Origin of the sequence: Sphingobacterium sp. HSC-15S19 (genome assembly GCF_050433745.1) — a bacterium.
GTDB classification, from domain to species: Bacteria; Bacteroidota; Bacteroidia; order Sphingobacteriales; family Sphingobacteriaceae; genus Sphingobacterium; species Sphingobacterium siyangense.
In genome coordinates, this window is record NZ_JBNPWQ010000013.1 from 101,473 (window position 1) to 123,694 (window position 22,222).

Sequence of the window (22,222 nt, forward strand, 5' to 3'; positions counted from 1 at the left end):
GAGATCAAACACTTATAAAATAAGTAAATACAAATGAAAAAAAGTTCAATTATTCTAATCGCTATCATTGCTGTCGCAATTGCCATGATACTTGTTATCTATACCGATTCAAGTACCTATTCGACATTTACCGAAGCTAAAGAAAAGAAAACCGAACTATATGTGGTAGGTCAATTGAATAAAGACAAAGCGCTTCATTATGATCCCAAAACTGACGCCAACAAATTTTCGTTTTTCATGCGTGACAACGATGGTACAGAATGTGAAGTGATTTTTAGAGGCGCCAAACCTCAAGATATTGAACGTTCAGAGCAAATTGTATTGACAGGAAAAATGGACGGAAATGTGTTTAGGGCAAGTAAGATATTGATGAAATGTCCGTCAAAATATAACGATAAATCGGTCGTCACCGAGATCAATGCTACTGCTTTCAATAATTAATTCGTAAAATCAATTTTCAATGGACGTTAATTACGTTGGTGAGCACCTGCTACCAGGGCAGATCGGACAATTCTTTATTGTACTTTCTTTTGGTGCTGCACTTCTATCTTGTATCAGTTACTTTTTTGCAACAAAATACCCTGAAGAGAATTCATGGAAAAAAATTGCACGTATTGCCTTTTGGGTTAATGCGGTCTCCGTAGTGGCGATTGGTGCAACTTTATTTTATATTATATACAATCATCTTTTTGAATATAATTATGCTTGGGCGCACTCGTCCAAGACACTCCCTACCTACTATATCATTTCCAGTTTTTGGGAAGGTCAGGAGGGTAGTTTTTGGCTCTGGATGTTCTGGCAAACAGTATTAGGTTCTGTTTTGCTATTTAAAGCAAAAAGCTGGGAATCGTCTGTCATGACTTTCGTCATGTTATGCCAAGCATTTTTAGCTTCCATGATTATTGGTGTGGAAATCTTCGGTCTGCGTATCGGTAGCTCTCCGTTTATCCTATTGCGTGAAGCAATGGATATTCCAATCTTTAGAGAAGCTAATTATCTTTCACTCATCACCGACGGTAATGGTTTGAACCCTTTGCTTCAAAATTACTGGATGGTGATTCACCCACCAACACTGTTCCTTGGCTTTGCGTCGATGATTGTTCCTTTTGCGTATGCAACCGGTGCTCTTTGGACCAAGCGATACAAAGAATGGATCAATGCAGCACTTCCTTGGGCTTTATTTGCCGTGATGATTTTAGGCGCAGGTATTATCATGGGTTCATTCTGGGCTTATGAAGCACTTAACTTCGGTGGCTTCTGGGCATGGGATCCGGTAGAGAATGCATCAATTATTCCTTGGTTTACCCTGATTGCTGCTGTCCACGTCATGATTGCTTATAAGAATTCAGGCCACTCCTACTTCACCGCTACATTTTTGGCGATGATCAGCTTTGTACTTGTTATCTATGCATCTTACCTGACACGTAGTGGTGTCCTTGGAGAGACTTCTGTACACTCCTTTACCGATCTGGGAATGAGCGGACAATTGATCTTATTCAATGTTGTCTTTTTGGTAATCATGGTCGTATTTCTTACCGTCAAAAAGAAAGAGATGCCCATCACAGAAAAGGATGAGGATATCTATTCAAGAGAATTCTGGATGTTTATTGGCGCCTTGGTATTGACTGTCGCATGTGCACAGATCATTGCTTCAACATCAATTCCAGTGTTCAACAAGATCTTTGGCACCAAGGTAGCTCCACCTTTGGATCCGATCCAACATTATAACAAGTGGCAATCGGGTTTTGCAGTGATCGTTATGATCTTAACCGGATTTACACAATTTTTAAAATACAAACGTACCGATAGCCGCAAGTTTTTGGCTTCTACGGTAGCATCGTTGGTTGTGTCTCTCATTCTAACGGCTGCTGTCGTCTATTTTACGAAGACGTATACCAACCTGATCTATATTTTGATCACCTTCGCAAGTATTTTCTGTATTTTGGCGAATATCCGTGTATTGGGTGATGCTGTCAAAGGTAAATGGAAGCTGGCCGGCTCTTCGGTAGCCCATATCGGCTTTGGATTACTACTTATCGGTGCCATGGTGGCTGCAGCAACCAACGAGGTCATCTCGGTCAACAACACAGGTTACATTGCTGTATCGGGATTTGACAAGGTAGAGAAACCTGGCGACAACTTATTCTTGACCGAAGGTGAACCTGTACAAATGGGGGAATACAAAATAACCTATATCGGTGATAGCATTGTGGCTCCAAATACGTTTTATAAAATAAAATACGAGCGGATCGACGAAGAAACAGGTAAAGTGAAGGAGCATTTTGTGCTGCAACCTTTTGCACAAAACAACGCGAAAATGGGCGGTTTGATTGGTACTCCAGCGACCAAACATTATGTCACGCATGACGTGTATACACTGATTACCGCAGCTGCAGCTGAAAGTCAGGCAACACATGCGAAAGTTCCGGCAGAAGACAAAACTGGTTTCGAAGACTACGAGGAGCCGGCAACGTATCAGGTAAATATCGGTGATACCCTACGCTACCGCAATGGATATTATGTCATTGAAGGCTTAAACAAAGAAGCTCACCTGGAGAAAATTCCAAAAGGTCCTAGTGATGTTATGGTTGGATTGAAAATAAAAGTATTTTCGGCCGACAACAAACAGTATGAAGTACAACCAATCTACTTAATTAAAGACGGTGGTGTTTATGACTTCAATAAAGATGTCAACGAGCAAGGGCTTAAATTCAGATTTACGGGAATTAAACCTGACAAGGATAAACTGGAAATCATGGTTTATCAAAAGCCGCTTCCAGAAAAGAAATGGGTCGTATTTAAAGCCATTAAATTCCCATACATCAACTTTTTCTGGTGTGGAACGATTGTCATGACCATTGGTTTTATCATGTCCATTGTGAGAAGAAATAAAGAGGAGAAACGAAAAGCACTTAAATAATGAACATTGTGATCTTAGGAAGCGGTAATGCCGCTACGCATTTTGGACAACAGTTTCAAAAAACAGGACATCATATCGTTCAGATCTACAGTAAAACAAAGGCCAATGCAGATGCATTGGCCTTTGCTCTTCATTGCGCAGCAATTGACCAACTATCTGAACTAGACCTACATGCTGATCTTTACCTCATTGCCGTTACCGATCAGGCCATTGTATCGCTGGTAGAAGCGCTACCAAAAGATATAAAAGGTGTTGTTATTCATTGTTCGGGAGCAACCGATCTTTCTGTACTGGCTGGATTTAAAAATGCGGGAGTCATCTATCCACCACAATCATTATCCAAAAATAAAGCAGTCGATTTTTCGACCGTCCCACTTTGTGTTGAAGGTAACACGGATGAAAATAGTGCCGAGCTACTTCAGTTAGCACAGACATGTGCACCGCGGAGCATCTATTGTAATTCCCAGCAGCGTTTAGCCATCCACCTTGCCTCGGTTATGGTCAACAATTTTACTAACATCCTTTATCAGATGGCCTACGAGCTCTTAGCAGAAAACGACTTGTCCTTTGATCTAATTAAACCAATCATCCTGGAGACGGCAGAAAAAGTGCAAAATCATATTCCAATAACAGTTCAGACAGGACCAGCGATCCGACAGGACAGCACAACAATGCAAAAACATTTGCAATTTATTAGCAATAAACCAGATTTACAGCAAATCTATCAACTTTTATCGCAGGAGATTACTAAAAGAAAATAGTTTGTTAGAAACGGTTATAAACTTATCAAAACTTACCTCCAAGGGGTAAATATATCCATTTACTTCAGGAACTTTAGTACATTTGCTTCGTCCAAAAGCGCATTTTGGAATGCTAATTGAGTAATAAAATAATCAGTTGGGCTAAACATTAAAATAGCGAATTAAAACTAAACAATCGTATTTTCTATGGAAGTTAGAAAACTCATTCTTTCAATAATGATTGTGATTAATTTAATCATTGTATCATTTGGATTTATATTTACATCAAGCTGGTTTTGGCTGCTTATCATCCCATTTCCATTGCTATTGATCGCGTTATACCATAGTTTCCAGACCAAACATGCCATCCTACGCAATTATCCCTTAGTTGGATATTTCCGTTATATCTTCGAATCTATTCGTCCTGAGTTGAGACAATATTTTTGGGAATCGGATATGGATGGACGTCCTTTCAACAGAAGACAGCGTTCGATCGTATACCAACGTGCAAAAAATCAACGTGAAACTGTCGCATTTGGTATGCAGACTGATCCACAGGCTGTCGGGAACGAATGGGCTGCGCACTCTGTTTTCCCTTGCCATATCGAAAACCACGATCTGCGTACCACTGTTGGAAATGCAGCCTGTAAAAAACCCTATAGCTTAAGTGTGTTCAATATCTCAGCAATGAGTTATGGTGCATTGAGCAAAACAGCAATAACGGCATTAAATAAAGGTGCTGCACTTCAAAACTTTGCACACAATACCGGCGAAGGAGGAATCAGTGACTACCACAACAACGGTGGTGATTTAATTTGGCAGGTGGGTACAGGTTATTTTGGCTGTCGGAATCAGGAAGGAAAATTTGACGCGGAGCTCTTCCGAGAAAAATCCAATCGTGAAAACGTGAAGATGGTCGAGTTGAAACTCTCGCAAGGCGCTAAACCTGGTCATGGAGGTATCCTTCCAGCGGCAAAAAATACACCTGAGGTTGCGGCTATTCGTCACGTCATTCCAGGAACAGATGTGATGTCGCCTCCAGCACATAGCGCTTTCTCCTCACCGACTGAAATGATGCACTTCATACAACAGCTGCGCGAGCTATCGGGTGGAAAGCCTATCGGTTTCAAAATTTGTATCGGCGATAAACATGAGTTTATCGACATCTGTCACGCCATGCAAAACACGCAGATCTTCCCGGATTTTATCTCCGTAGATGGATCAGAAGGTGGTACGGGAGCTGCTCCACTGGAGTTTACAGATAACCTAGGGATGCCATTATACGATGCATTGGCATTTGTAACGAAAACCTTGATTGCTTTTGGTTTGAAAAAACATGTTAAAGTTATCGTATCCAGCCGTATTGTAACGGGTTTCGACATCTTAAAAGTTATTGCCTTAGGCGCAGATGCATGTTATAGTGCTCGCGGTATGATGTTCGCTTTAGGTTGTATTCAAGCACTTAAGTGTAATGAAGACGTTTGTCCGGTTGGAGTTGCTACGCAACAGCCGCATTTATACAAAGGACTCGACGTAAATGATAAATATGTACGCGTAGCTCAGTTCCACCGCAACACATTACGTGCTACAGTCGAAATTATGGAAGCTTGTGGTTTCAAAACACTTTCAGATGTATCTGCTGATAAATTCTATCGTAAGGTAGACGCTATCCGTACATTAAGTTTTCAGGAAATCTATTTCGGAACTGAAGGTAAATTGGTCAATAGCCACACAGATTTCGAAAGCAAACTTTTCGAAGATTAACTGCTAGAAATTCATATAAAAAAGGTCCCCTATGTATTCAACATAGGGGACCTTTTTTATACCCTGATAGTTCCCTTATAAAATAACCCCCACTAAGTATCTTTATTTCAAATTAAATAATACGCGATGCAGAATGGTATTTGACAAGGCAATTTGATCGTCGGCTAATCCGCCTAAAGCCTGTTCAATGGTATTTTTTGCCTGCTTCATTCCTTCATCCTTCATCTTTCGTCCTATTTTTGTTAAATAGATCAGATTGGACCGTCTGTCGTTTTTATCATTAACGCGGATAACCAAATTTACCCTTTCCAGGTTATTAATTAATCGAGTGACACTTGGTTTATCTCGAAATGTGCGAACAGCAAGCTCCTGCTGAGTAAGCCCCTCTTCTACCCACAGGTTATACATGATACTCCATTGTTCAGAAGTAATGTTTAACCCGGCCTCCTTGAGATTACGCTGTAATCTCCGCATAACTGCAATTGAGTATTTCCCTGTTAAGAAATTATAAAAATACTCTTGTGATACTAAATCTTGGTCTAACATATGAATAATGGTTATGGTTGTTTACGCAACTTATTGCAATAATAAAACGTTGTCTTTCATATAATTTGAGAAAAAGCTAAACGTATTTTGGCTAATAGTTAGCCTAAATTACGCTTTAATCTAACTGTCTCAAACAAAATTTTATCAACATGTCACCAGTAGATGTTGATAAATCATAACAATTTGATTTATACTAGACTGAATTTAACAAATAAAAAGGAGACAAACAAAACCTTCATAACTTTGCAAACACCAACAGCAATTAAATCAAACTGAAGGTTCTTTCTGACCAATAAGATCAGGCACTCTCAGAAAAAATAAATGCTTGCAATTATACCTAATTTAGAGCGTGTTACCCGATTGTAAAAGAATCGGAGTCTTTTAAGAAAGGAAATTTCTCCCGTGCTTCCAACAGATCATTTGGATTTAAGGTAAATGTATACAAATCCTCGTCTTCTGGCTTATAATACACCACATCACCAAGTGGAGAGATACACATAGAACCACCTGAATAGTAAATATCATTACCATCATGCCCAACCCGGTTTACTCCAACAACGTAAGCTTGATTTTCTATCGCGCGTGCTGGAATAAGGGCTCTCCAATGTGCAGAACGCTTATCCGGCCAGCTGGCCGTATACACTAAAATATCATAGGCGCCATTTTGATTTTTAGACCAGACGGGGAATCTAAGGTCATAACAGATCATTGGGCAAATTTTCCATCCTTTGATATCCACCAGGATACGTTCATTTCCTGGCTCGAAGTACTCGCTTTCTTTAGATAGTCCGAAAAGATGACGTTTATCATATTTGACATATTTACCATCAGGGAACATCCATACAAAACGATTATAGTATTTCCCGCCTTCTTCGATAATCAAAGAACCGGCAACAACGCAGTTAAGTGAGCTTGCCATTTCAAATAGCCATCTTGTTGTAGGTCCATTTGCAGGTTCTGCACATTTCTCGACATTATTCGTGAAGCCTGTATTAAACATTTCGGGGAGAATAATAACATCCGTTTTCTCACGCAATGAGGAAAGTCTCAATGCAAGATTATTTAGATTCTTCTCGATATTTTCCCAGAATAAATATGCTTGAAATACGGTGATTTTTAAAGGCTCCATGAACGTAATCTAAAAATTTATTTAATTATTTTCTTACAAAAAAAACATTTACAGGCAAGATACGAATTTTAATAGAATTTATACTTATTGCTGTCTTACCAAAAGGTTATTTGCTAACACTAATAACGCTTCTTTGCGATCATTTGGTACATTCAATGCTTCCATTTTTTCAAATGCCCGTTGTGTATAGCTATCTTTCAATTCGTCGGCAGCACTTTTAATCGCATACTTCTCGTATAAGGTAAGCATATCCGCTACTTTTGATGGAGCAGTCGCTATAGACGCGTCCAATAAGCCTTGTAAGACTATCTTATCGTCGTCCGAAATTACCGCCATCAACTTCACCAATAAAAAGGTTTTTTTATTGATCATGATATCACCACCAACGATCTTTCCAAAGGTATCTGGATCTCCATAGGCATCCAAGATATCGTCCTGTAATTGAAATGCTAAGCCGACATTCTCTCCAAAATCGTAGATCAGCTGCTGTTGCTGTTCATCTGCTCCAGACAAAATAGCACCCAACTGTAACGCTCCGCCCAATAACACCGAAGTTTTAAGACGGATCATCTCAAGATATTCAGGCATTGTCAGCGAATCCCGACTTTCATAATCCATATCTAATTGCTGCCCCTCACATACTTCCATAGCCACTTTACTCAAAATTTTCAAGGTTGCAGGCAGGTAAATAGGATTACACTTTGAAATTTCCTCATAAGCTTTGACCAACAAGCCGTCTCCAGACAATATAGCAATATTAGCATCCCACTTTTCGTGAACTGTCGTTTTACCCCTTCTTAAAGGAGCCTTATCCATCAGATCATCGTGGATCAGTGAAAAGTTATGAAAAAACTCCACTGCCTTGGCAGCAGGGATAATTTCATCCATCTCTTGCATACCGAATAATTCGGCAGCCATCAATGTCAGCACTGGTCGAACCCTCTTTCCGCCCAAAGTCAATATATACCGTATCGGATCATATAAATTTGATGGTGTTTCAGGAAATTGACTTGTCTCTATCGCCTCTATCACGAGTTGTTGTAAATGTTGCATATATCTTTACGATCGAATCTTGCGAATATAGCAATAATCATATAGAAATGGCAATTTTGTCCCTTTAAAGGAAGTCACCTCAAAATTGTACATTTGCATAAGTCTTTTATTATGCGCATACTGATTATCCATACATTTTATCAAGATCCTGGTGGTGAAGACACTGTATTTCAGCAGGAATCTTCCCTCCTCGCGCAAGGACATGAGGTCCAAACGCTAACCTTTCAAAATAAAAAGGGTTGGCAGGGTGCATTACAGACAATAGGATCTTTTTGGAATATTTGCGCTGCTCAACGTGTCAAAAAAATAATTCGGACGTTTAAACCAGACATCGTTCACGTTCACAACACCCATTATGCAGCGGGTCCGATTATCGTCCGTACAATTGCAAAACTCGGCATCCCTCAGGTCATGACCTTGCATAACTTCCGTTTACTATGCCCTTCGGCGACGCTGTACCACCACAACCACCTCTTTTTGGACTCACTCCAAGAGGAGTTTCCGTGGACAGCCGTTCGACAAAAAGCATTTAACAACTCTATAGTAAAAACATTTCTTCTCGCACTGAATTACTGGTTTCATCGTAAAATTGGAACTTGGGCAAAGGTAAATCGCTACATCAATTTAAGCTCTTTTGCAAAGAACATCTTCGTTGAATCGACCTTGCACCTTCCGTCTACTAAATTCGAGATTAAACCGAACTTTGTTTTTCCTACTACAATAGCGCCTGAGGGTACACAGGCCCACTTTGTATACGTCGGTCGTCTTTCAGATGAAAAGGGGATATTGAATCTGATCGATACTTTTATCGGAACAGATTTTCAACTACAGCTAATTGGTGGCGGTCCGCTCGAAAATGAGGTCCTGAGAAGAATTAAAGACCAGCCGAATATTTCCTACCTCGGTTTTAAAAAAAGGTCAGAAATACTTCCCCTGATAGCCAAAGCACAGGCACTACTCGTACCATCGATTTGTTTTGAAGGTATGCCGATCACGATTCTTGAGGCTTATTCAGTCGGAACAGCTGTGCTCAGCTCAAATCTAGGCCCACTCCCCGAACTGATTATCCCCGGCAAAACAGGACAAACTTTCGATCCCCACAACAAAAACGATATCATCCAATGTTTAACGGAGTGGAGTACAAAAACGACAAATGAAAAAGATGAGATAAGAAAGACCTGTATTGCTTACTATTTTAGTAATTTTACTCCTGAAATAAATGAAGCGAAATTATTAGCGATCTATCAAAACGCTATTCACGATAAAAAACTGAATAAATGAGTATCATTGTATTAGATAAACTGGGTCTAGCGCCACAAATCCAAGCTGTACTGGAAACAATTTATGATCCTGAACTGAAACCTGCAAATATTGTGGATTTGGGGCTTGTCTATGAAATCATTACGAAGGAAGAGGGTATTGCAAAGATTGTAATGACGCTGACGGCTCCTGGCTGTCCCGTGGCAGGCGAAATCATGAATGAAGTTCAAGAAAAAGTTGCTGCTGTAGCAGGTGTCAAAGAAGCATTGGTCGAATTGACATTTGATCCACCCTGGACAAAAGACATGATGTCGGAAGAAGCAAAACTAGAATTAGGTTTTTTGTAAAATCCAATATCTATCATAAACAAAAAGGGATGATACATTACCGTATTATCCCTTTTTGTTTATGATAAGTCATATAAGACTCTCTCTTATCTAGAAAGTCTAAGTGGTCTGCTTATTTTCTAAATCACTCAACTTTTTCAAAGGCTTGGAGCTATTGGTATCCGCACCGAAAAGTAATTTCCACAGATTACGGGACTCTTTGGTCAATAGTGGGGATACTATGGAAAGAATGAGCACATATACAACCACAAAGGATTGAATAACGGGCAATAAAGCCCCTGCTTTACCAATGTTTGCCATGATAATGGAAAACTCTCCCCGCGCAGACAATGTAAAGCCAATATCAAAAGAAGTTTTAGGTTTCATGCCCGAAAATTTAGCTGCAAAATACCCCGATGCAAGATTACCCATCACCGTCACCAGTGCTGCAATCGAAGCCCAAAATACAGCTCCCCCAAGTGACATAATATCAATAGACAATCCGAAACTAAAGAAAAACATTGCCCCAAAAAAATCTTTATAAGGCAGTACCATCGATTCAATCTTTTTGATGTATTGCGAATCTGCCAACACCAAGCCAGCCATCAACGCCCCAATAGCCTCCGCAACATGGATGGTTTCAGAGAAACCTGCTACAATAAACAGTAAGGCAAAGATGATCAATATAAATAGTTCAGAAGTTTTCTCCTTCAATAAGCGATCAATCGCAGGCACCAGTTTTCTGCCCAAAATCAAAAAGGCCAATATAAATCCCAAGGCCAGTAAGGACGTTCCTGCTACCGTCCAAAACGAACTGCTTCCTGTCAGTATCAAGCCTGAAAGGAAAGAGATATGCATCGCTATAAACAGATCATCGAACATAATCATCCCCATAATGACCTCAGTCTCCGGGTTGGCCGTACGTTTGAGATCTGTAAGAACCTTTGCGACAATGGCCGTGGAAGAACTTGTCATGATACCGCATAAGACCATCATCTCCTTAAATGGCATATCCATTAGCCATCCGATCAACAAGCCTGAAGTAAAGTTCAATAAGACGTAAATTGTCCCGCCTGTCACAATTGCTTTACCGGATTTAATAAGGCGATTGACCGAAAACTCAAGTCCCAAGTAGAACAGCAGGAATAATACACCCAACCGTCCCATGAAATCTATAAAGGGTTTACTTTCTGTAAATGTTAAATCCACCAGACCAACCTGCGGAGCGTGCTGTCCCAAAACCATTCCTATAATAATGAAAAATGGAATAACAGAAAACTTAAGCTTATTGGCTATTAGGCCAACAATGGCAACAAGTCCTACAGCGATTCCAATTTCCAGTATTAAGGTATGTGATAGCATAAATTACAGTAAAATTTCCTTCAAAAGTTTAATATTATTCTTCTTTCCAGCAATGACAAGTGTGGTGCCTGGGCTAATCAAATAAGACGGTCCTGGATTGATAACCGTATCATCATCCCGTATCCCAGCAATAATCGATGCACCTGTACGTTGACGAACTTCCAGCTCTCCAATCGTCTTTCCGGCCCCCTCATTTTTGCCTTCCACTTTGTACCATTCAATGCGTAAATCGTCCAAAGCAACTTCAATTGTCTCCAAAGCCTTAGGCTTGTAGGACAAACCACCGATAATACCCGCAATCTGCCGAGATTCATCGTCATTGAGTGTCATGACGCAACGTGACTCATGTTCCTCGTCATCATAGCGATAAAGTTCCCGTCTGCCATCGTCATGGATAACAACAACCATATTGTCTCCCGCATCGGTTTCAATTTGAAATTTTTTTCCAATTCCAATCAGATCGGACTCTCTTACAATAGACATAATCTTCTATTTAAATAAATACTAATAATATAAGCTTCATAACGTTGTTTACAACAATTACGAAAACAAGCTAAAGGTTCTTTCTAACAAAAAACAAAGACTTTTAGAAAAAACAGCATCAGCCCTTAGCTACTAAAACACAAATTTACCCAAAAAATCAATCTTAAACGAATCCGCTGGTATCTGACGGGATGGGCTACAAAGACCAAATTACCCCAAAATACTAAAAAAAGAGCAGAAAAACGACCCTTTTAACCGATATCATCCCTTTTTTCGACGTATGGCATCTTGATGACACAACTGAACAACAATAAAAGCGCTCGACGCACACATGTTATTAACGATCGGAATTCCTAGCCGAACAAATCAGCTTTCATTAGCTCCAATTTTTCATTACAAAACCCCATTTCTATAACGTTTTCGTAGTTCGTGCAATCGTTTGTTCCAAGAAGCAATAGAATTGCCAACGCTTTATTTCTTTATAATTGCCGCATTAAACACTTACTGAATCTAAATTACTCACCTATGGTCAAAAAGAGTCATCTCATCCTGCTGACACCATTATCAATTTTGTCATTAGCGGCACCTATTTACGGGGGAGCAAATCCACGTAATTTGGTTGCAATAACCAGTCGTTCACCCTTCCAGCAAGCCGTCTCCGGAAAGGTCGTTGACGAAACGGGGAAACCAATAAGCGGTGTTACTGTTTCTGAAAAAGGTAAAGCAGCAGCAACTACAACCAATCAAGACGGTATCTTCTCACTGAACGTCAGTTCAAAAAGTGCCATCCTAACATTTAACTCGATCGGATTTACGGCGAAAGAAGTCTCTGCAGCACAAGCAGCACAAATAACCTTGACAAAATCCGAGGATGTTTTGGATGAAGTTGTGGTCGTAGGTTATGGTAAACAGAAAAAGAGCGATTTGACAGGAAGTATCGCTACAGTGGAAGCAAAATCCCTGGAACGAATAAATTCACCGAATGTTGTCGATAAACTTCAAGGTAAGATTTCTGGTTTAGCGATCAATTCCGGTTCGGCCAAACCTGGCGAAACAGCTTCTATCAATATCCGCGGTGAGAACTCGATCTCCGCGTCCAATGCCCCCCTAATTATCCTGGATGGAATTCCTTTTAGTGGTTCCCTGGGTGATATCTCTTCCAATACAATTGCCAGTATCTCGGTACTGAAAGATGCTTCATCCACCGCAATCTATGGTTCAAGAGCTGCAAATGGCGTTATCCTCATCACCTCAAAAAAGGGTGCCGCAGGGAAAGCACGCATCAATTACAACGGCTATTTTGGGGTTCAAAGTGTAGAACGCCGCCTTAAATTGATGAACGGCCCACAGTACATCCAATTTATGCGTGATTACCAGGCTTCGAAAGGAAAAACCGGCGATCAGCTCAACCCAGAAAATTATCTTTTTGCCAACGTATTGGAACAATACAAAAAAGGGGAAGAAGTCAATTGGCAGGACGAAGTATTCAATAGTGGCGCTCCCATTCAGGAACATCAACTCAGTTTTTCGGGTGGAACGGATAAATCCGATTATTATGCATCCGTAAGCTACCTAAATCAAGATGGTGTGGTAAAAAACACGCCCTACGAAAGATATAATGTCAATCTAAACCTCAACCAAAGTTTAAGCTCTTGGTTAAAGCTAGGAATGACCATGCAGGCTTCTCAAGGGAACCGTGACGGCGTACAGCCTAACCTTGAAAGTGTTGTAAAACTTTCCCCTTACAGTAAAAACCGTGATGCCGATGGCACTGCTGTAACGTACCCGATGTACGCACAAACCTTGTGGGCACACCCTTTCGCAGACGAAAAAGGCCAGTGGGATCAGACCAGAAGAACGGTCTATGCGAATACTTGGCTTGATGTGAAACTTCCTATTGAAGGATTAAGTTTCAAAACCACATTCGGAACCAACTACCGAAATATTAACGAAAACTCCTACTATGGCTCAAATACGGTTACAGGACGTGGCGTGAATGGTACCGGATCAATTTACAATGAGCATTTCTGGGACTGGACCTGGGAAAATCTCTTGACCTATGACCGTACCTTTGGTGACCATAAGATCAATGTCGTGGGCCTCTATTCTTCCCAGAAAACAAATTTGAAAACTTCAAGAATGAATGGAGACGATTTTGTATCAGATGCCGGATATAACAACATGGCTTCTGCCTCTAAAAATCTTAAGATCGAATCCAACCTTCAAAATACAGCGATGATTTCCTACATGGGAAGAATCAACTATGCCTTTAAGGATCGCTACCTATTAACCTTAACAGGTCGTTCGGACGGTTATAGCGCATTTTCTGTTAACAACCGATATGCATTTTTCCCATCCGTTGCAGGAGCCTGGGTAATTTCTAAAGAAGGGAATGTGCAGGACTATTTCGACTTGTTAAAACTTCGTGTTTCTTATGGTAAAAATGGAAATCAGGCCGTATCACCTTATCAAACTTATGACCGTCTGACCAACGTCGATTATATTTATGGTCTTGACCCAGTCAAAGGACTTGTGATGAATTTCAATGGACGTGGAAGCAATCTAACGTGGGAAACGACAGCTTCATTAAACCTTGGTTTGGATTTTGGGATTCTCAAAAATAGACTTTCAGGAACGATCGACTACTACTCCTCAAAAACATCGGATCTTTTATTAAGTGAACAGGTCCCTGTCATGAACGGCTATAACACCATTTTGACCAATATCGGTGAAACTTCCAACAAAGGGATAGAAGTTACCTTGAATGCCATACCTGTCAAAAATGACCATTTCCAATGGAATGTAAATACAACCTTTGCTTATAACAACAATAAAATCACCAAACTGCGCGCTGACGGAAAAGATGATTTGACCAATGCCTGGTTAATCGGAAAGCCTATCCGTATTTTCTACGATTATAAAGTCATTGGTGTATGGCAAGAGGGCGACGACATCGCAAACTCCTATCAACCTAAAGCGAAACCTGGCGATGCCAAGTTAGCAGATCTCAACAACGACGGTATAATCGATGCCAATGACCGTACCATGATGGGGAACAAAATATCACCTTATACACTTGGTATAGGCAATGATTTCACGTACAAAAATTTCTCCCTGTCGTTCTTTATGAATGGGGCATTTGGTGGAACGAAAATAGATGATTTCAAAAACATCGAACGTTTCTTACCTAACAACGGCGCCAATTATCTTGCTGACATGCCTTACTGGACACCGGAGCGTACAAACACAGACATCCCATCCCCTGGATACACGCCAGTAAACAACCATACGTATTATATCAATTCATCCTATTGGCGAATTAGGGACTTTAGCTTGGGCTATACCTTTGATGGCGATTTTCTAAAAAGATTGAATCTCTCTTCCATTAAAGCATTTATTAACGCCCGTAACCTCTATACATTCTCCAAAATCAAAGGTTACAACGTAGAGGCATTGAGCGTAAGTTCGACCACAGGTAATCCAACAACGACAAATATTGCCAGTCCTTATCCTGTTGCGAGAACATTCTCATTGGGAGTAAATGTCCAATTCTAAACACATCAAGATCATGAAGAAAAGAAATACAACTTTATATACAATGCTAGCTGGCCTAAGCTTACTTTTTACAGGCTGCAGCAAGAACTTCTTAAATGAAGACACCAGCAGCTTTCAGTCACCTGATAATACCTATATCAATACGAAAGGCTTCGAAACTGGACTAAATGGTTTATACTCTTATGCCCGCATGGAATTCCTGACCTGGAACGGTAGTATCTTTTCCCAAGGAGCAACTCCACAGGAGGCGTTACAGGTCGGAACAGATATCGTTGCTATCAAAACCACAGGTACAGACGCTACATTGGCTCCATTCAGCAATTATACGTTAAATCCTGCTTCGTCTTATGTCCGCAATTATTGGAAATATGCCTACGGATTTATTGGCAATACCAATACCATCCTTGAGGCTTTAAAAAAGGATGGTATTAGCTGGACAGACAAGGACAACGATCCAAAACGTGTGGAAGCAACGGCTCGTTTCTTCCGTGCCTACAGTTATCGCTACTTAGTCAACCTGTACGGCGATGTGCCTTGGGTGGACAAAGTATCCGAAACACCCCGTCGCGATTTCACACGTACACCGAAAGCTGAAATCTTGACGCACATGATTGAAGACCTTAAGTATGCAAGTGAAAACCTACCCGACAATCCAGGAACAATTCAGGAAGGTAAATTGACGAAATGGGCTGCTTTACACTACCTGGCAGAAGCATATATCGAAGCTGGACAGCCAGATTTAGCTGCAGAAGCTGCCAACAAAGTTATTCAAAGTGGTTACTTTAAATTGAACGATCAACGTTTTGGCGCCGAAAAAGATAAACCCGGGGATTATTTCCACGATATGTTTATCGAAAACAATCAAAATCGCGGTTCTGGCAATCAAGAAACGATCTGGGCCATCCAATTGGAATACAATACACAAGGGGGCGGCGACCGCTACACGGATTGGAGTAAACGTGCCTGGGTACCTTTCTATTCGCAACAAAAAGGATTTGCCTTGGCCGACTCACTTGGTGGAAGAGGTCTTGGGCACGTACGCCCTTATCAATGGTGGCTGGATAGTTATGAAAAACAAGATGTCAGAAATTCATCTTTCAATATCAAACGCGATTGGTATTACAACGATCCGTCCGTCCCTGAACTTTATGGCAAGAAGATCGAACTTACCGACGCCATCAAAGAATCAGGCAATGTATTCCCGACAACAACCAAATTTTTCTACGGAAAGACAGCTGTTGACCCTGCATTTGAAGGAAATATGAAGGACCGTGTGAAAGTACGTTTGGCAGAAACTTACCTGCTATTGGCTGAAGCATACTGGCGCGCCAATAAACCGGCACAAGCTAAAGACGCCATCAATGCTGTCCGCGCCCGTGCAAAGGCGTCATTAATCGATGCTACAGCAATCAATGCTGATTTGATTCTCGACGAACGCGCCCGGGAGCTTATTGGTGAGGAAATGCGCCGTATGACCCTTGCCCGTTTTGGTGACGACATCTTTTTACGTCGCGTGCAAACATTAAACACACAATCAAAAAATGTGGTGAAAAAAGAATTTATTCTTTGGCCTATTCCACAAGAAGTTATCGACAGTAACACTGGTGCAGCCTTCCCGCAAAATCCGGGATACTAAACCTTCCAAAAACCTCCATGTTCCCAAAAGGTCATGGAGGTTTTTCCTTTATGACTTTGCATCAACTAGCTTATAGGTTCCATCTTCCCGGATCTGACTACGGCCAATGGTTATATTTTTAGAATGATAAAACAAAAAAATCCAGCCCGCTGGCGCGCCTTCTGCCCAATACTCCTGACGCAAGGCTTTGGAGCGCCGACCATCGAAATCATATTTGGCGACATAATTATGGAAAATTTCTTCAGGCTCAGGTAATACATCTCCGCCAAAGAAATAGTGCTGATCATCCGTTTGAATATGAAATGCCTGATGATGCGCGGTATGTCCACCATTGAGCGCATAGCTGATTTCATCATTTATTTTTCCTTCACCTTCCACCAGTACCAAATTTCCACTGCGTTGAATCACATCAAAAATCTCGGTCCTGTATGAACTGGAGATGCCTGAATAGGCGTCTTCCCATTCGCCACGTTGAACAATATATTCGGCTTCAGGAAATGCGATACGTCCTGTTCCGTTTTCAAATGTCACCATCCCACCGGCATGATCCTTATGAAGATGGGACATCAGTACATATTTTACATCTTCGGGTCTAAAGCCAGCCTTACGGATATTATGATGCAGCTGTAGCACAGCACTGTCATCCGTATAGCCAAGGCCGGTATCACAGAGAACAAGCCCGGAATTAGTTTGGATCAAGAAGGGATGGACATGGATAAACATCGCCCCCGGTCGGTCCTTAGGGTCGTCTAGAAGTGGGTCAAAGGGAATAAATTTTCTACTCTTGTCTACGGAAAAAGAACCTTCATATAAAGAATAAGCCTGCACCATATTTAAAACATTGGGAATATGCACGTTAAGCAACAGCGGATCAATACCGGGTTTAGGAATTAGGTAAGTCCAGCCTTAAAACGTATATTTACACTTAAAATATTGTGCAAAGATATGCAAAAAAGGTGGGTACTAAAATCTAAAACTGATGTCAAAATAACCAACAAACTGCGCGAGGAATTAAACATCAACACTGTATTGGCAGAGTTGCTCGTGAGCAGGGGAATTGAGACTTTTGACGAATCAAAGCAGTTTTTTAGACCTCAACTATCGGATTTGCATGATCCATTTTTGATGCGGGACATGGAGAAAGCCATCACCCGTATTATCCAAGCCATCGGCAACAAAGAAAAAATTCTGATCTATGGAGACTATGACGTAGACGGTACCACAGCGGTAGCCGTTGTTTATAGTTTTTTCAGGGAATTTCATAGCCAGCTGGAGTTTTATATACCAGACCGCTATGCCGAAGGTTATGGCATCTCTACACAAGGCATCGACTATGCCGCAGCAAATGGTTTCAGCTTAATTATTGCATTGGACTGTGGTATCAAGGCAGTCGATAAAATAGATTACGCAAATAGCAAAGGAATTGATTTTATCATTGGCGATCACCACCTTCCCGGTGAAGAACTTCCTAAAGCCTATGCCGTATTAGATCCCAAGCGTGCAGACTGTGAATATCCCTATAAAGAACTTTCAGGTTGTGGAATCGGCTTTAAGATTATTCAGGCTTTTATATTGACCAATGGCATGGATATCAATGCCTGCTATCAGTTTCTAGATCTTGTGGCCGTGAGTATCGCTTCGGACATTGTTCCGATTACCGGTGAAAATAGAATACTCAGCCACTTTGGCCTTATTAAACTTAATACGAATCCCTGCGTCGGACTAAAGGCACTGATTGATTTATCAAATAATCGAACGAAGATCTTTACAGTTAACGACATCGTGTTCCAGATCGGCCCACGCATTAATGCTGCGGGCAGAATAGACCATGCCAAAGACGCCGTCAAGCTTTTGATTTCCAAATCGCTACAAGAAGCCAAAGACTTCAGTTCGAGCATAGACGATCAAAATAATGTCCGTAAAGATTTTGATCTCAAAATAACAGAAGAAGCGCTGGCACTCATTGAGGACAATGCCCTACTTAAAAGCCGCAAATCCACGGTATTGTATAAAGCCGACTGGCACAAAGGTGTCATTGGTATTGTAGCTTCCCGCCTGACCGAAAAATATTACCGTCCGACGATTATATTGACCGAAACAAATGGTCATATTGCAGGTTCCTGCCGTTCGGTACTGGGTTTTGACTTGTATGAAGCCTTAAGCGAATGCGCCGATCTATTGGAACAATTTGGCGGTCATAAATATGCTGCCGGATTAACGATGTCCTTAGATAATGTCACCCTATTCCAAGATCGTTTTGAGGAAGTGGTATCGCGACGTATCAGTCCTGAAATGCTGACCCAAGAAATTTTGATCGATGCTAAGCTAGCGTTGAAGGATATAGATGCTAAGTTCTTCCGTATTCTCCAGCAGTTTGAACCTTTCGGGCCCCAAAATGAATCTCCTATTTTCCTAAGTAAAAAGGTAAATGCAGTAGGACAAGCTTTTATTGTAGGCACCAATCACCTCAAGATGACCGTTGTTCAAGAAGACTCTCCTTCATTTGACTGTATCGGTTTTGGACTAGCAGAACATATCACACATATCAATTCCGGACAAAGTTTCGACATCTGTTACAGCATTGAAGAGAATGTGTGGCGCAACAAAAGAAACTTACAGCTAAACATCAAAGGGATTAAGTATTAGTATTGCAATAGTAAGAAGATATTAAATATATTTACACAAGATTTGGTCAGGCATAAAACCCTCATACTGGATTAGATACCAGGCATGAAAGAACGGTGAGGGTTCTTAAGTAGTCCTATTGAACAGATACATATAACACAAGACACTCCACGAAGATGATTTTAAAGGCAGAACATCTCATAAAAAAATATAAGCAGCGAACCGTTGTCAACAATGTTTCCTTCCATGTGGAACAAGGAGAGATTGTCGGGTTATTGGGCCCCAATGGGGCAGGAAAAACGACCTCATTCTATATGATTGTTGGTCTGATCAAGCCCAATGAAGGCAAAGTATTCCTCGACGATCAGGAGATTACGCAGGATGCGATGTACCAACGTGCCCAACGTGGGATAGGTTACCTCGCTCAGGAAGCATCCGTCTTTCGGAAGCTCTCCGTAGAAAACAACATCCTGGCTGTATTAGAAATCCACTATCCAAATAAAGAAGAACGCTTGGCAAAACTGGAAGAACTACTCACAGAATTCAGCCTACACCGTGTCCGCAAAAACAGGGGTGATTTGTTATCCGGTGGTGAGCGTCGACGTACCGAAATTGCGCGAGCATTAGCTGCAAATCCATCTTTTATACTTTTGGATGAACCTTTTGCAGGGGTTGACCCAATCGCCGTAGAAGAAATTCAGACGATCGTAGCCAAGCTCAAAACCCGTAATATCGGCATCTTAATTACCGACCACAACGTACAGGAAACCCTATCTATTACGGACAGGGCCTACCTCCTGACCGAAGGAAAGATTATGCTGACGGGTACACCTGAGGAAATTGCAGATAATGAGCTTGCCCGTAAATTTTATCTCGGTAGACATTTTGAATTAAGAAGGAAAAAATTTTAAAGATTAAAGAATCTCTCCCCCTATGGCCTTATTAAACTCCATTTTTACTTGGTTCATGAAAAAAAGAATTCACCAGATTGAACTTTTCATGAAATACCCACACGATGTACAAGAAGAATGGTTTCAGAGTTTAATTGCCACTGCTGAAGCTACGGAATGGGGAAAAAAATACGATTATACAAGTATATTAACGCCCGAAATCTTCAAAGAACGCGTCCCTATACAGGACTATGATGATATTAAGGGCTACGTTGATCGCATGATAAAAGGCGAACAGAATATCCTGTGGCCTTCTGATATCAAATGGTTTGCGAAATCCTCAGGTACCACATCTGATCGTAGCAAATTTATTCCCGTTAGTGAGGAAGCGCTCGAAGAGTGTCACTTCCAGGGCGGTAAAGATATGCTTACAATCTATTGTCATAACCGACCCGAAAATCGCGTATTTACGGGAAAATCTGTTGTTATTGGTGGTTCTTCACAAATCAACAATTTCAGTCCGGATTCCTACTACGGCGATCTTTCATCAATCCTCATCCGTAACCTTCCTTTCTGGGCAGAATTTAAGCGAACGCCCAATATGGAGGTTACTTTAAATCCAAACTTTGAAGAGAAAATTGAGCAGATTGCCCAAATTACACTCAAAGAAAACGTAACGAGCCTAGCTGGCGTACCGACCTGGAATATTGTTATGGCCAAGCGTATTCTTGAGATTACAGGCAAAGACAACCTCTTGGAGGTATGGCCAAATCTAGAGTTTTATGGGCATGGCGGAGTGAGCTTCAAACCTTACCGCGAGCAATTCCAAAAATTGATCCCTTCTGACAATATGTATTATCTAGAGAATTATAATGCCTCAGAAGGATATTTTGGTTTACAAGATCAATCGGATTCGGAAGATCTTCTGCTTATGCTAGATTATGGTATTTATTACGAATTCTTACCTACTGAGCGAATGCACGAAGAAAATCCGTCAACCTTACGTTTGGATCAGGTGGAGCTTGGCAAAAACTATGCATTGATCATTTCAACGAATGCTGGTTTGTGGCGTTATAAAATCGGAGATACCATCAAGTTTACGTCATTATCTCCTTATCGTTTTCAGATCTCCGGACGTACCAAACAATACATTAACACCTTTGGCGAAGAGGTTATTGTTGACAACGCCGAACAGGCCCTGGCCGAAGCGAGCAAATTGACACAGGCACGTATAAAAGATTATACCGCTGGACCTGTCTATTTTAAAGATGCCGAAGCCGGAGCACATGAATGGGTGATAGAATTTGAACAACAACCCAATGATTTTAGGCGTTTTTGTGAAATATTGGATGCTAAACTCCGTGAAATCAATTCGGATTATGACGCCAAACGTTTTAAGAATATGGCCCTACGACCACCTATTGTACACAATGCGCCCGAAGATACGTTCTATAAATGGATGAAATCAAGAGGTAAGCTAGGTGGACAAAATAAGGTTCCAAGATTGAGCAATAGTCGCGAATATCTCGACCCGCTGTTGAAAATACTAGCCGAATAATACGGCATACAGACTAAAATATTCCGCACATTGACCGAATAATAGGGGGTCTCCGGCTGGAGATTAGCCAAAATTTTTTGGATTCCCTTATTTTGGCTAATCTCGTATTGCTGAATTTTGTTGTTTTAAAGAACCGCTGTGCGTTCGTCTAATTGGTAAGCTCAAGAAAGCTTAGACTTTAATGGAGGTTTGTTAAGGTTTAATTGCCGTTTTATATAAAAAAACAAAAAAACCAAGGATAAAATTCATAGAAATACCTTTCTTCTGAACTTCAACTTCACCCTGTAACACTGAGCGATTGTCGCCTGATGTTACTTCACTACTTTTGTTAAGACTGTGAGTCAATTCCATACTAAGTTTATTTTTATGATAAGT

At 40.9% G+C, this 22,222-nt stretch carries 18 protein-coding genes; 11 read left to right on the forward strand and 7 right to left on the reverse strand.

The features are described from left to right. Positions 1-33: 33 nt before the first annotated feature. From L1283_RS12590 to L1283_RS12605, 4 genes are all read left to right on the forward strand, one after another. Positions 34-441, forward strand: a complete 408-nt coding sequence (locus L1283_RS12590) for a cytochrome c maturation protein CcmE (RefSeq protein ID WP_046672794.1) — start codon at positions 34-36, stop codon at positions 439-441. A 19-nt stretch (positions 442-460) separates the two neighbouring features. Continuing rightward, on the forward strand, positions 461-2,920 hold the full coding sequence (locus L1283_RS12595; RefSeq protein WP_088163019.1) for a heme lyase CcmF/NrfE family subunit: 2,460 nt from the start codon (positions 461-463) through the stop codon (positions 2,918-2,920). Further along, positions 2,920-3,681, forward strand: a complete 762-nt coding sequence (locus L1283_RS12600) for a Rossmann-like and DUF2520 domain-containing protein (RefSeq protein WP_145329330.1) — start codon at positions 2,920-2,922, stop codon at positions 3,679-3,681. The genes L1283_RS12595 and L1283_RS12600 overlap by 1 nt, the downstream gene beginning before the upstream one ends. A 186-nt stretch (positions 3,682-3,867) precedes the next feature. Beyond that, positions 3,868-5,424, forward strand: coding sequence for an FMN-binding glutamate synthase family protein (locus tag L1283_RS12605; protein WP_120333658.1), 1,557 nt, complete (start codon positions 3,868-3,870; stop codon positions 5,422-5,424). 102 nt (positions 5,425-5,526) lie between these two features. On the opposite strand, the gene L1283_RS12610 is transcribed toward L1283_RS12605, so the two are convergent. The 3 genes from L1283_RS12610 to L1283_RS12620 all read right to left on the reverse strand — a co-directional run bounded on the left by L1283_RS12610 (position 5,527) and on the right by L1283_RS12620 (position 8,152). Beyond that, complete coding sequence (locus tag L1283_RS12610; RefSeq protein ID WP_070560735.1) at positions 5,527-5,970, reverse strand: MarR family winged helix-turn-helix transcriptional regulator; 444 nt, start codon at positions 5,968-5,970, stop codon at positions 5,527-5,529. Between the two features lie 352 nt (positions 5,971-6,322). Next, positions 6,323-7,099, reverse strand: a complete 777-nt coding sequence (locus L1283_RS12615) for an amidohydrolase (protein ID WP_046672799.1) — start codon at positions 7,097-7,099, stop codon at positions 6,323-6,325. A gap of 84 nt (positions 7,100-7,183) precedes the next feature. Further along, positions 7,184-8,152: a polyprenyl synthetase family protein gene (locus L1283_RS12620; RefSeq protein WP_088163021.1), complete on the reverse strand. Its 969-nt coding sequence runs from the start codon at positions 8,150-8,152 to the stop codon at positions 7,184-7,186. Positions 8,153-8,263: 111 nt separating this feature from the next. Here L1283_RS12620 and L1283_RS12625 point away from each other — a divergent pair, with 111 nt between their 5' ends. Further along, positions 8,264-9,433 (forward strand): glycosyltransferase family 4 protein, encoded by a 1,170-nt coding sequence (locus tag L1283_RS12625; protein ID WP_429626160.1) that lies wholly within the window; start codon positions 8,264-8,266, stop codon positions 9,431-9,433. Then, the gene (locus L1283_RS12630; protein WP_046672802.1) at positions 9,430-9,759 is read left to right on the forward strand and encodes a metal-sulfur cluster assembly factor; all 330 of its coding nucleotides are present in this window, start codon (positions 9,430-9,432) and stop codon (positions 9,757-9,759) included. Before L1283_RS12625 ends, L1283_RS12630 begins: the two co-directional genes overlap by 4 nt. A 99-nt stretch (positions 9,760-9,858) precedes the next feature. On the opposite strand, the gene L1283_RS12635 is transcribed toward L1283_RS12630, so the two are convergent. Both L1283_RS12635 and L1283_RS12640 read right to left on the reverse strand, forming a co-directional pair. Continuing rightward, positions 9,859-11,100 carry a cation:proton antiporter gene (locus L1283_RS12635; RefSeq protein WP_088163023.1) on the reverse strand — a complete coding sequence of 414 codons (1,242 nt, stop codon included), beginning with the start codon at positions 11,098-11,100 and terminating at the stop codon, positions 9,859-9,861. Positions 11,101-11,103: 3 nt separating this feature from the next. Beyond that, positions 11,104-11,583, reverse strand: coding sequence for a cation:proton antiporter regulatory subunit (locus L1283_RS12640; RefSeq protein ID WP_046672804.1), 480 nt, complete (start codon positions 11,581-11,583; stop codon positions 11,104-11,106). A 525-nt stretch (positions 11,584-12,108) separates the two neighbouring features. Here L1283_RS12640 and L1283_RS12645 point away from each other — a divergent pair. Beyond that, entirely contained in the window at positions 12,109-15,138 is a 3,030-nt protein-coding gene (locus L1283_RS12645; protein WP_429626162.1) for a SusC/RagA family TonB-linked outer membrane protein, read from the forward strand. Between the two features lie 13 nt (positions 15,139-15,151). Further along, positions 15,152-16,774 carry a RagB/SusD family nutrient uptake outer membrane protein gene (locus tag L1283_RS12650; RefSeq protein WP_286778999.1) on the forward strand — a complete coding sequence of 541 codons (1,623 nt, stop codon included), beginning with the start codon at positions 15,152-15,154 and terminating at the stop codon, positions 16,772-16,774. A gap of 48 nt (positions 16,775-16,822) precedes the next feature. On the opposite strand, the gene L1283_RS12655 is transcribed toward L1283_RS12650, so the two are convergent. Next, complete coding sequence (locus tag L1283_RS12655; RefSeq protein ID WP_429626163.1) at positions 16,823-17,605, reverse strand: MBL fold metallo-hydrolase; 783 nt, start codon at positions 17,603-17,605, stop codon at positions 16,823-16,825. A gap of 114 nt (positions 17,606-17,719) precedes the next feature. Here L1283_RS12655 and recJ point away from each other — a divergent pair, with 114 nt between their 5' ends. From recJ to L1283_RS12670, 3 genes are all read left to right on the forward strand, one after another. Further along, positions 17,720-19,420 carry a single-stranded-DNA-specific exonuclease RecJ gene (gene recJ / locus L1283_RS12660; RefSeq protein ID WP_070560747.1) on the forward strand — a complete coding sequence of 567 codons (1,701 nt, stop codon included), beginning with the start codon at positions 17,720-17,722 and terminating at the stop codon, positions 19,418-19,420. Positions 19,421-19,575: 155 nt separating this feature from the next. Then, positions 19,576-20,310 (forward strand): LPS export ABC transporter ATP-binding protein, encoded by a 735-nt coding sequence (lptB, locus tag L1283_RS12665; RefSeq protein ID WP_028072074.1) that lies wholly within the window; start codon positions 19,576-19,578, stop codon positions 20,308-20,310. Positions 20,311-20,332: 22 nt separating this feature from the next. Beyond that, positions 20,333-21,847 (forward strand): GH3 auxin-responsive promoter family protein, encoded by a 1,515-nt coding sequence (locus tag L1283_RS12670; protein WP_070560751.1) that lies wholly within the window; start codon positions 20,333-20,335, stop codon positions 21,845-21,847. A gap of 192 nt (positions 21,848-22,039) precedes the next feature. Here L1283_RS12670 and L1283_RS12675 read toward each other — a convergent pair whose 3' ends face one another. Next, on the reverse strand, positions 22,040-22,198 hold the full coding sequence (locus L1283_RS12675) for a hypothetical protein (protein ID WP_157698580.1): 159 nt from the start codon (positions 22,196-22,198) through the stop codon (positions 22,040-22,042). Positions 22,199-22,222: the final 24 nt, after the last annotated feature.

What these genes read in the sequence shown, in the direction of transcription:
- L1283_RS12590 (WP_046672794.1), top strand. Translation starts at nt 34, where the DNA reads ATGAAAAAAAGTTCAATTATTCTAATCGCTATCATTGCTGTCGCAATT.
- L1283_RS12595 (WP_088163019.1), top strand. Translation starts at nt 461, where the DNA reads ATGGACGTTAATTACGTTGGTGAGCACCTGCTACCAGGGCAGATCGGA.
- L1283_RS12600 (WP_145329330.1), top strand. Translation starts at nt 2,920, where the DNA reads ATGAACATTGTGATCTTAGGAAGCGGTAATGCCGCTACGCATTTTGGA.
- L1283_RS12605 (WP_120333658.1), top strand. Translation starts at nt 3,868, where the DNA reads ATGGAAGTTAGAAAACTCATTCTTTCAATAATGATTGTGATTAATTTA.
- L1283_RS12610 (WP_070560735.1), bottom strand. Translation starts at nt 5,970, where the DNA reads ATGTTAGACCAAGATTTAGTATCACAAGAGTATTTTTATAATTTCTTA.
- L1283_RS12615 (WP_046672799.1), bottom strand. Translation starts at nt 7,099, where the DNA reads ATGGAGCCTTTAAAAATCACCGTATTTCAAGCATATTTATTCTGGGAA.
- L1283_RS12620 (WP_088163021.1), bottom strand. Translation starts at nt 8,152, where the DNA reads ATGCAACATTTACAACAACTCGTGATAGAGGCGATAGAGACAAGTCAA.
- L1283_RS12625 (WP_429626160.1), top strand. Translation starts at nt 8,264, where the DNA reads ATGCGCATACTGATTATCCATACATTTTATCAAGATCCTGGTGGTGAA.
- L1283_RS12630 (WP_046672802.1), top strand. Translation starts at nt 9,430, where the DNA reads ATGAGTATCATTGTATTAGATAAACTGGGTCTAGCGCCACAAATCCAA.
- L1283_RS12635 (WP_088163023.1), bottom strand. Translation starts at nt 11,100, where the DNA reads ATGCTATCACATACCTTAATACTGGAAATTGGAATCGCTGTAGGACTT.
- L1283_RS12640 (WP_046672804.1), bottom strand. Translation starts at nt 11,583, where the DNA reads ATGTCTATTGTAAGAGAGTCCGATCTGATTGGAATTGGAAAAAAATTT.
- L1283_RS12645 (WP_429626162.1), top strand. Translation starts at nt 12,109, where the DNA reads ATGGTCAAAAAGAGTCATCTCATCCTGCTGACACCATTATCAATTTTG.
- L1283_RS12650 (WP_286778999.1), top strand. Translation starts at nt 15,152, where the DNA reads ATGAAGAAAAGAAATACAACTTTATATACAATGCTAGCTGGCCTAAGC.
- L1283_RS12655 (WP_429626163.1), bottom strand. Translation starts at nt 17,605, where the DNA reads ATGGTGCAGGCTTATTCTTTATATGAAGGTTCTTTTTCCGTAGACAAG.
- recJ (WP_070560747.1), top strand. Translation starts at nt 17,720, where the DNA reads ATGCAAAAAAGGTGGGTACTAAAATCTAAAACTGATGTCAAAATAACC.
- lptB (WP_028072074.1), top strand. Translation starts at nt 19,576, where the DNA reads ATGATTTTAAAGGCAGAACATCTCATAAAAAAATATAAGCAGCGAACC.
- L1283_RS12670 (WP_070560751.1), top strand. Translation starts at nt 20,333, where the DNA reads ATGGCCTTATTAAACTCCATTTTTACTTGGTTCATGAAAAAAAGAATT.
- L1283_RS12675 (WP_157698580.1), bottom strand. Translation starts at nt 22,198, where the DNA reads ATGGAATTGACTCACAGTCTTAACAAAAGTAGTGAAGTAACATCAGGC.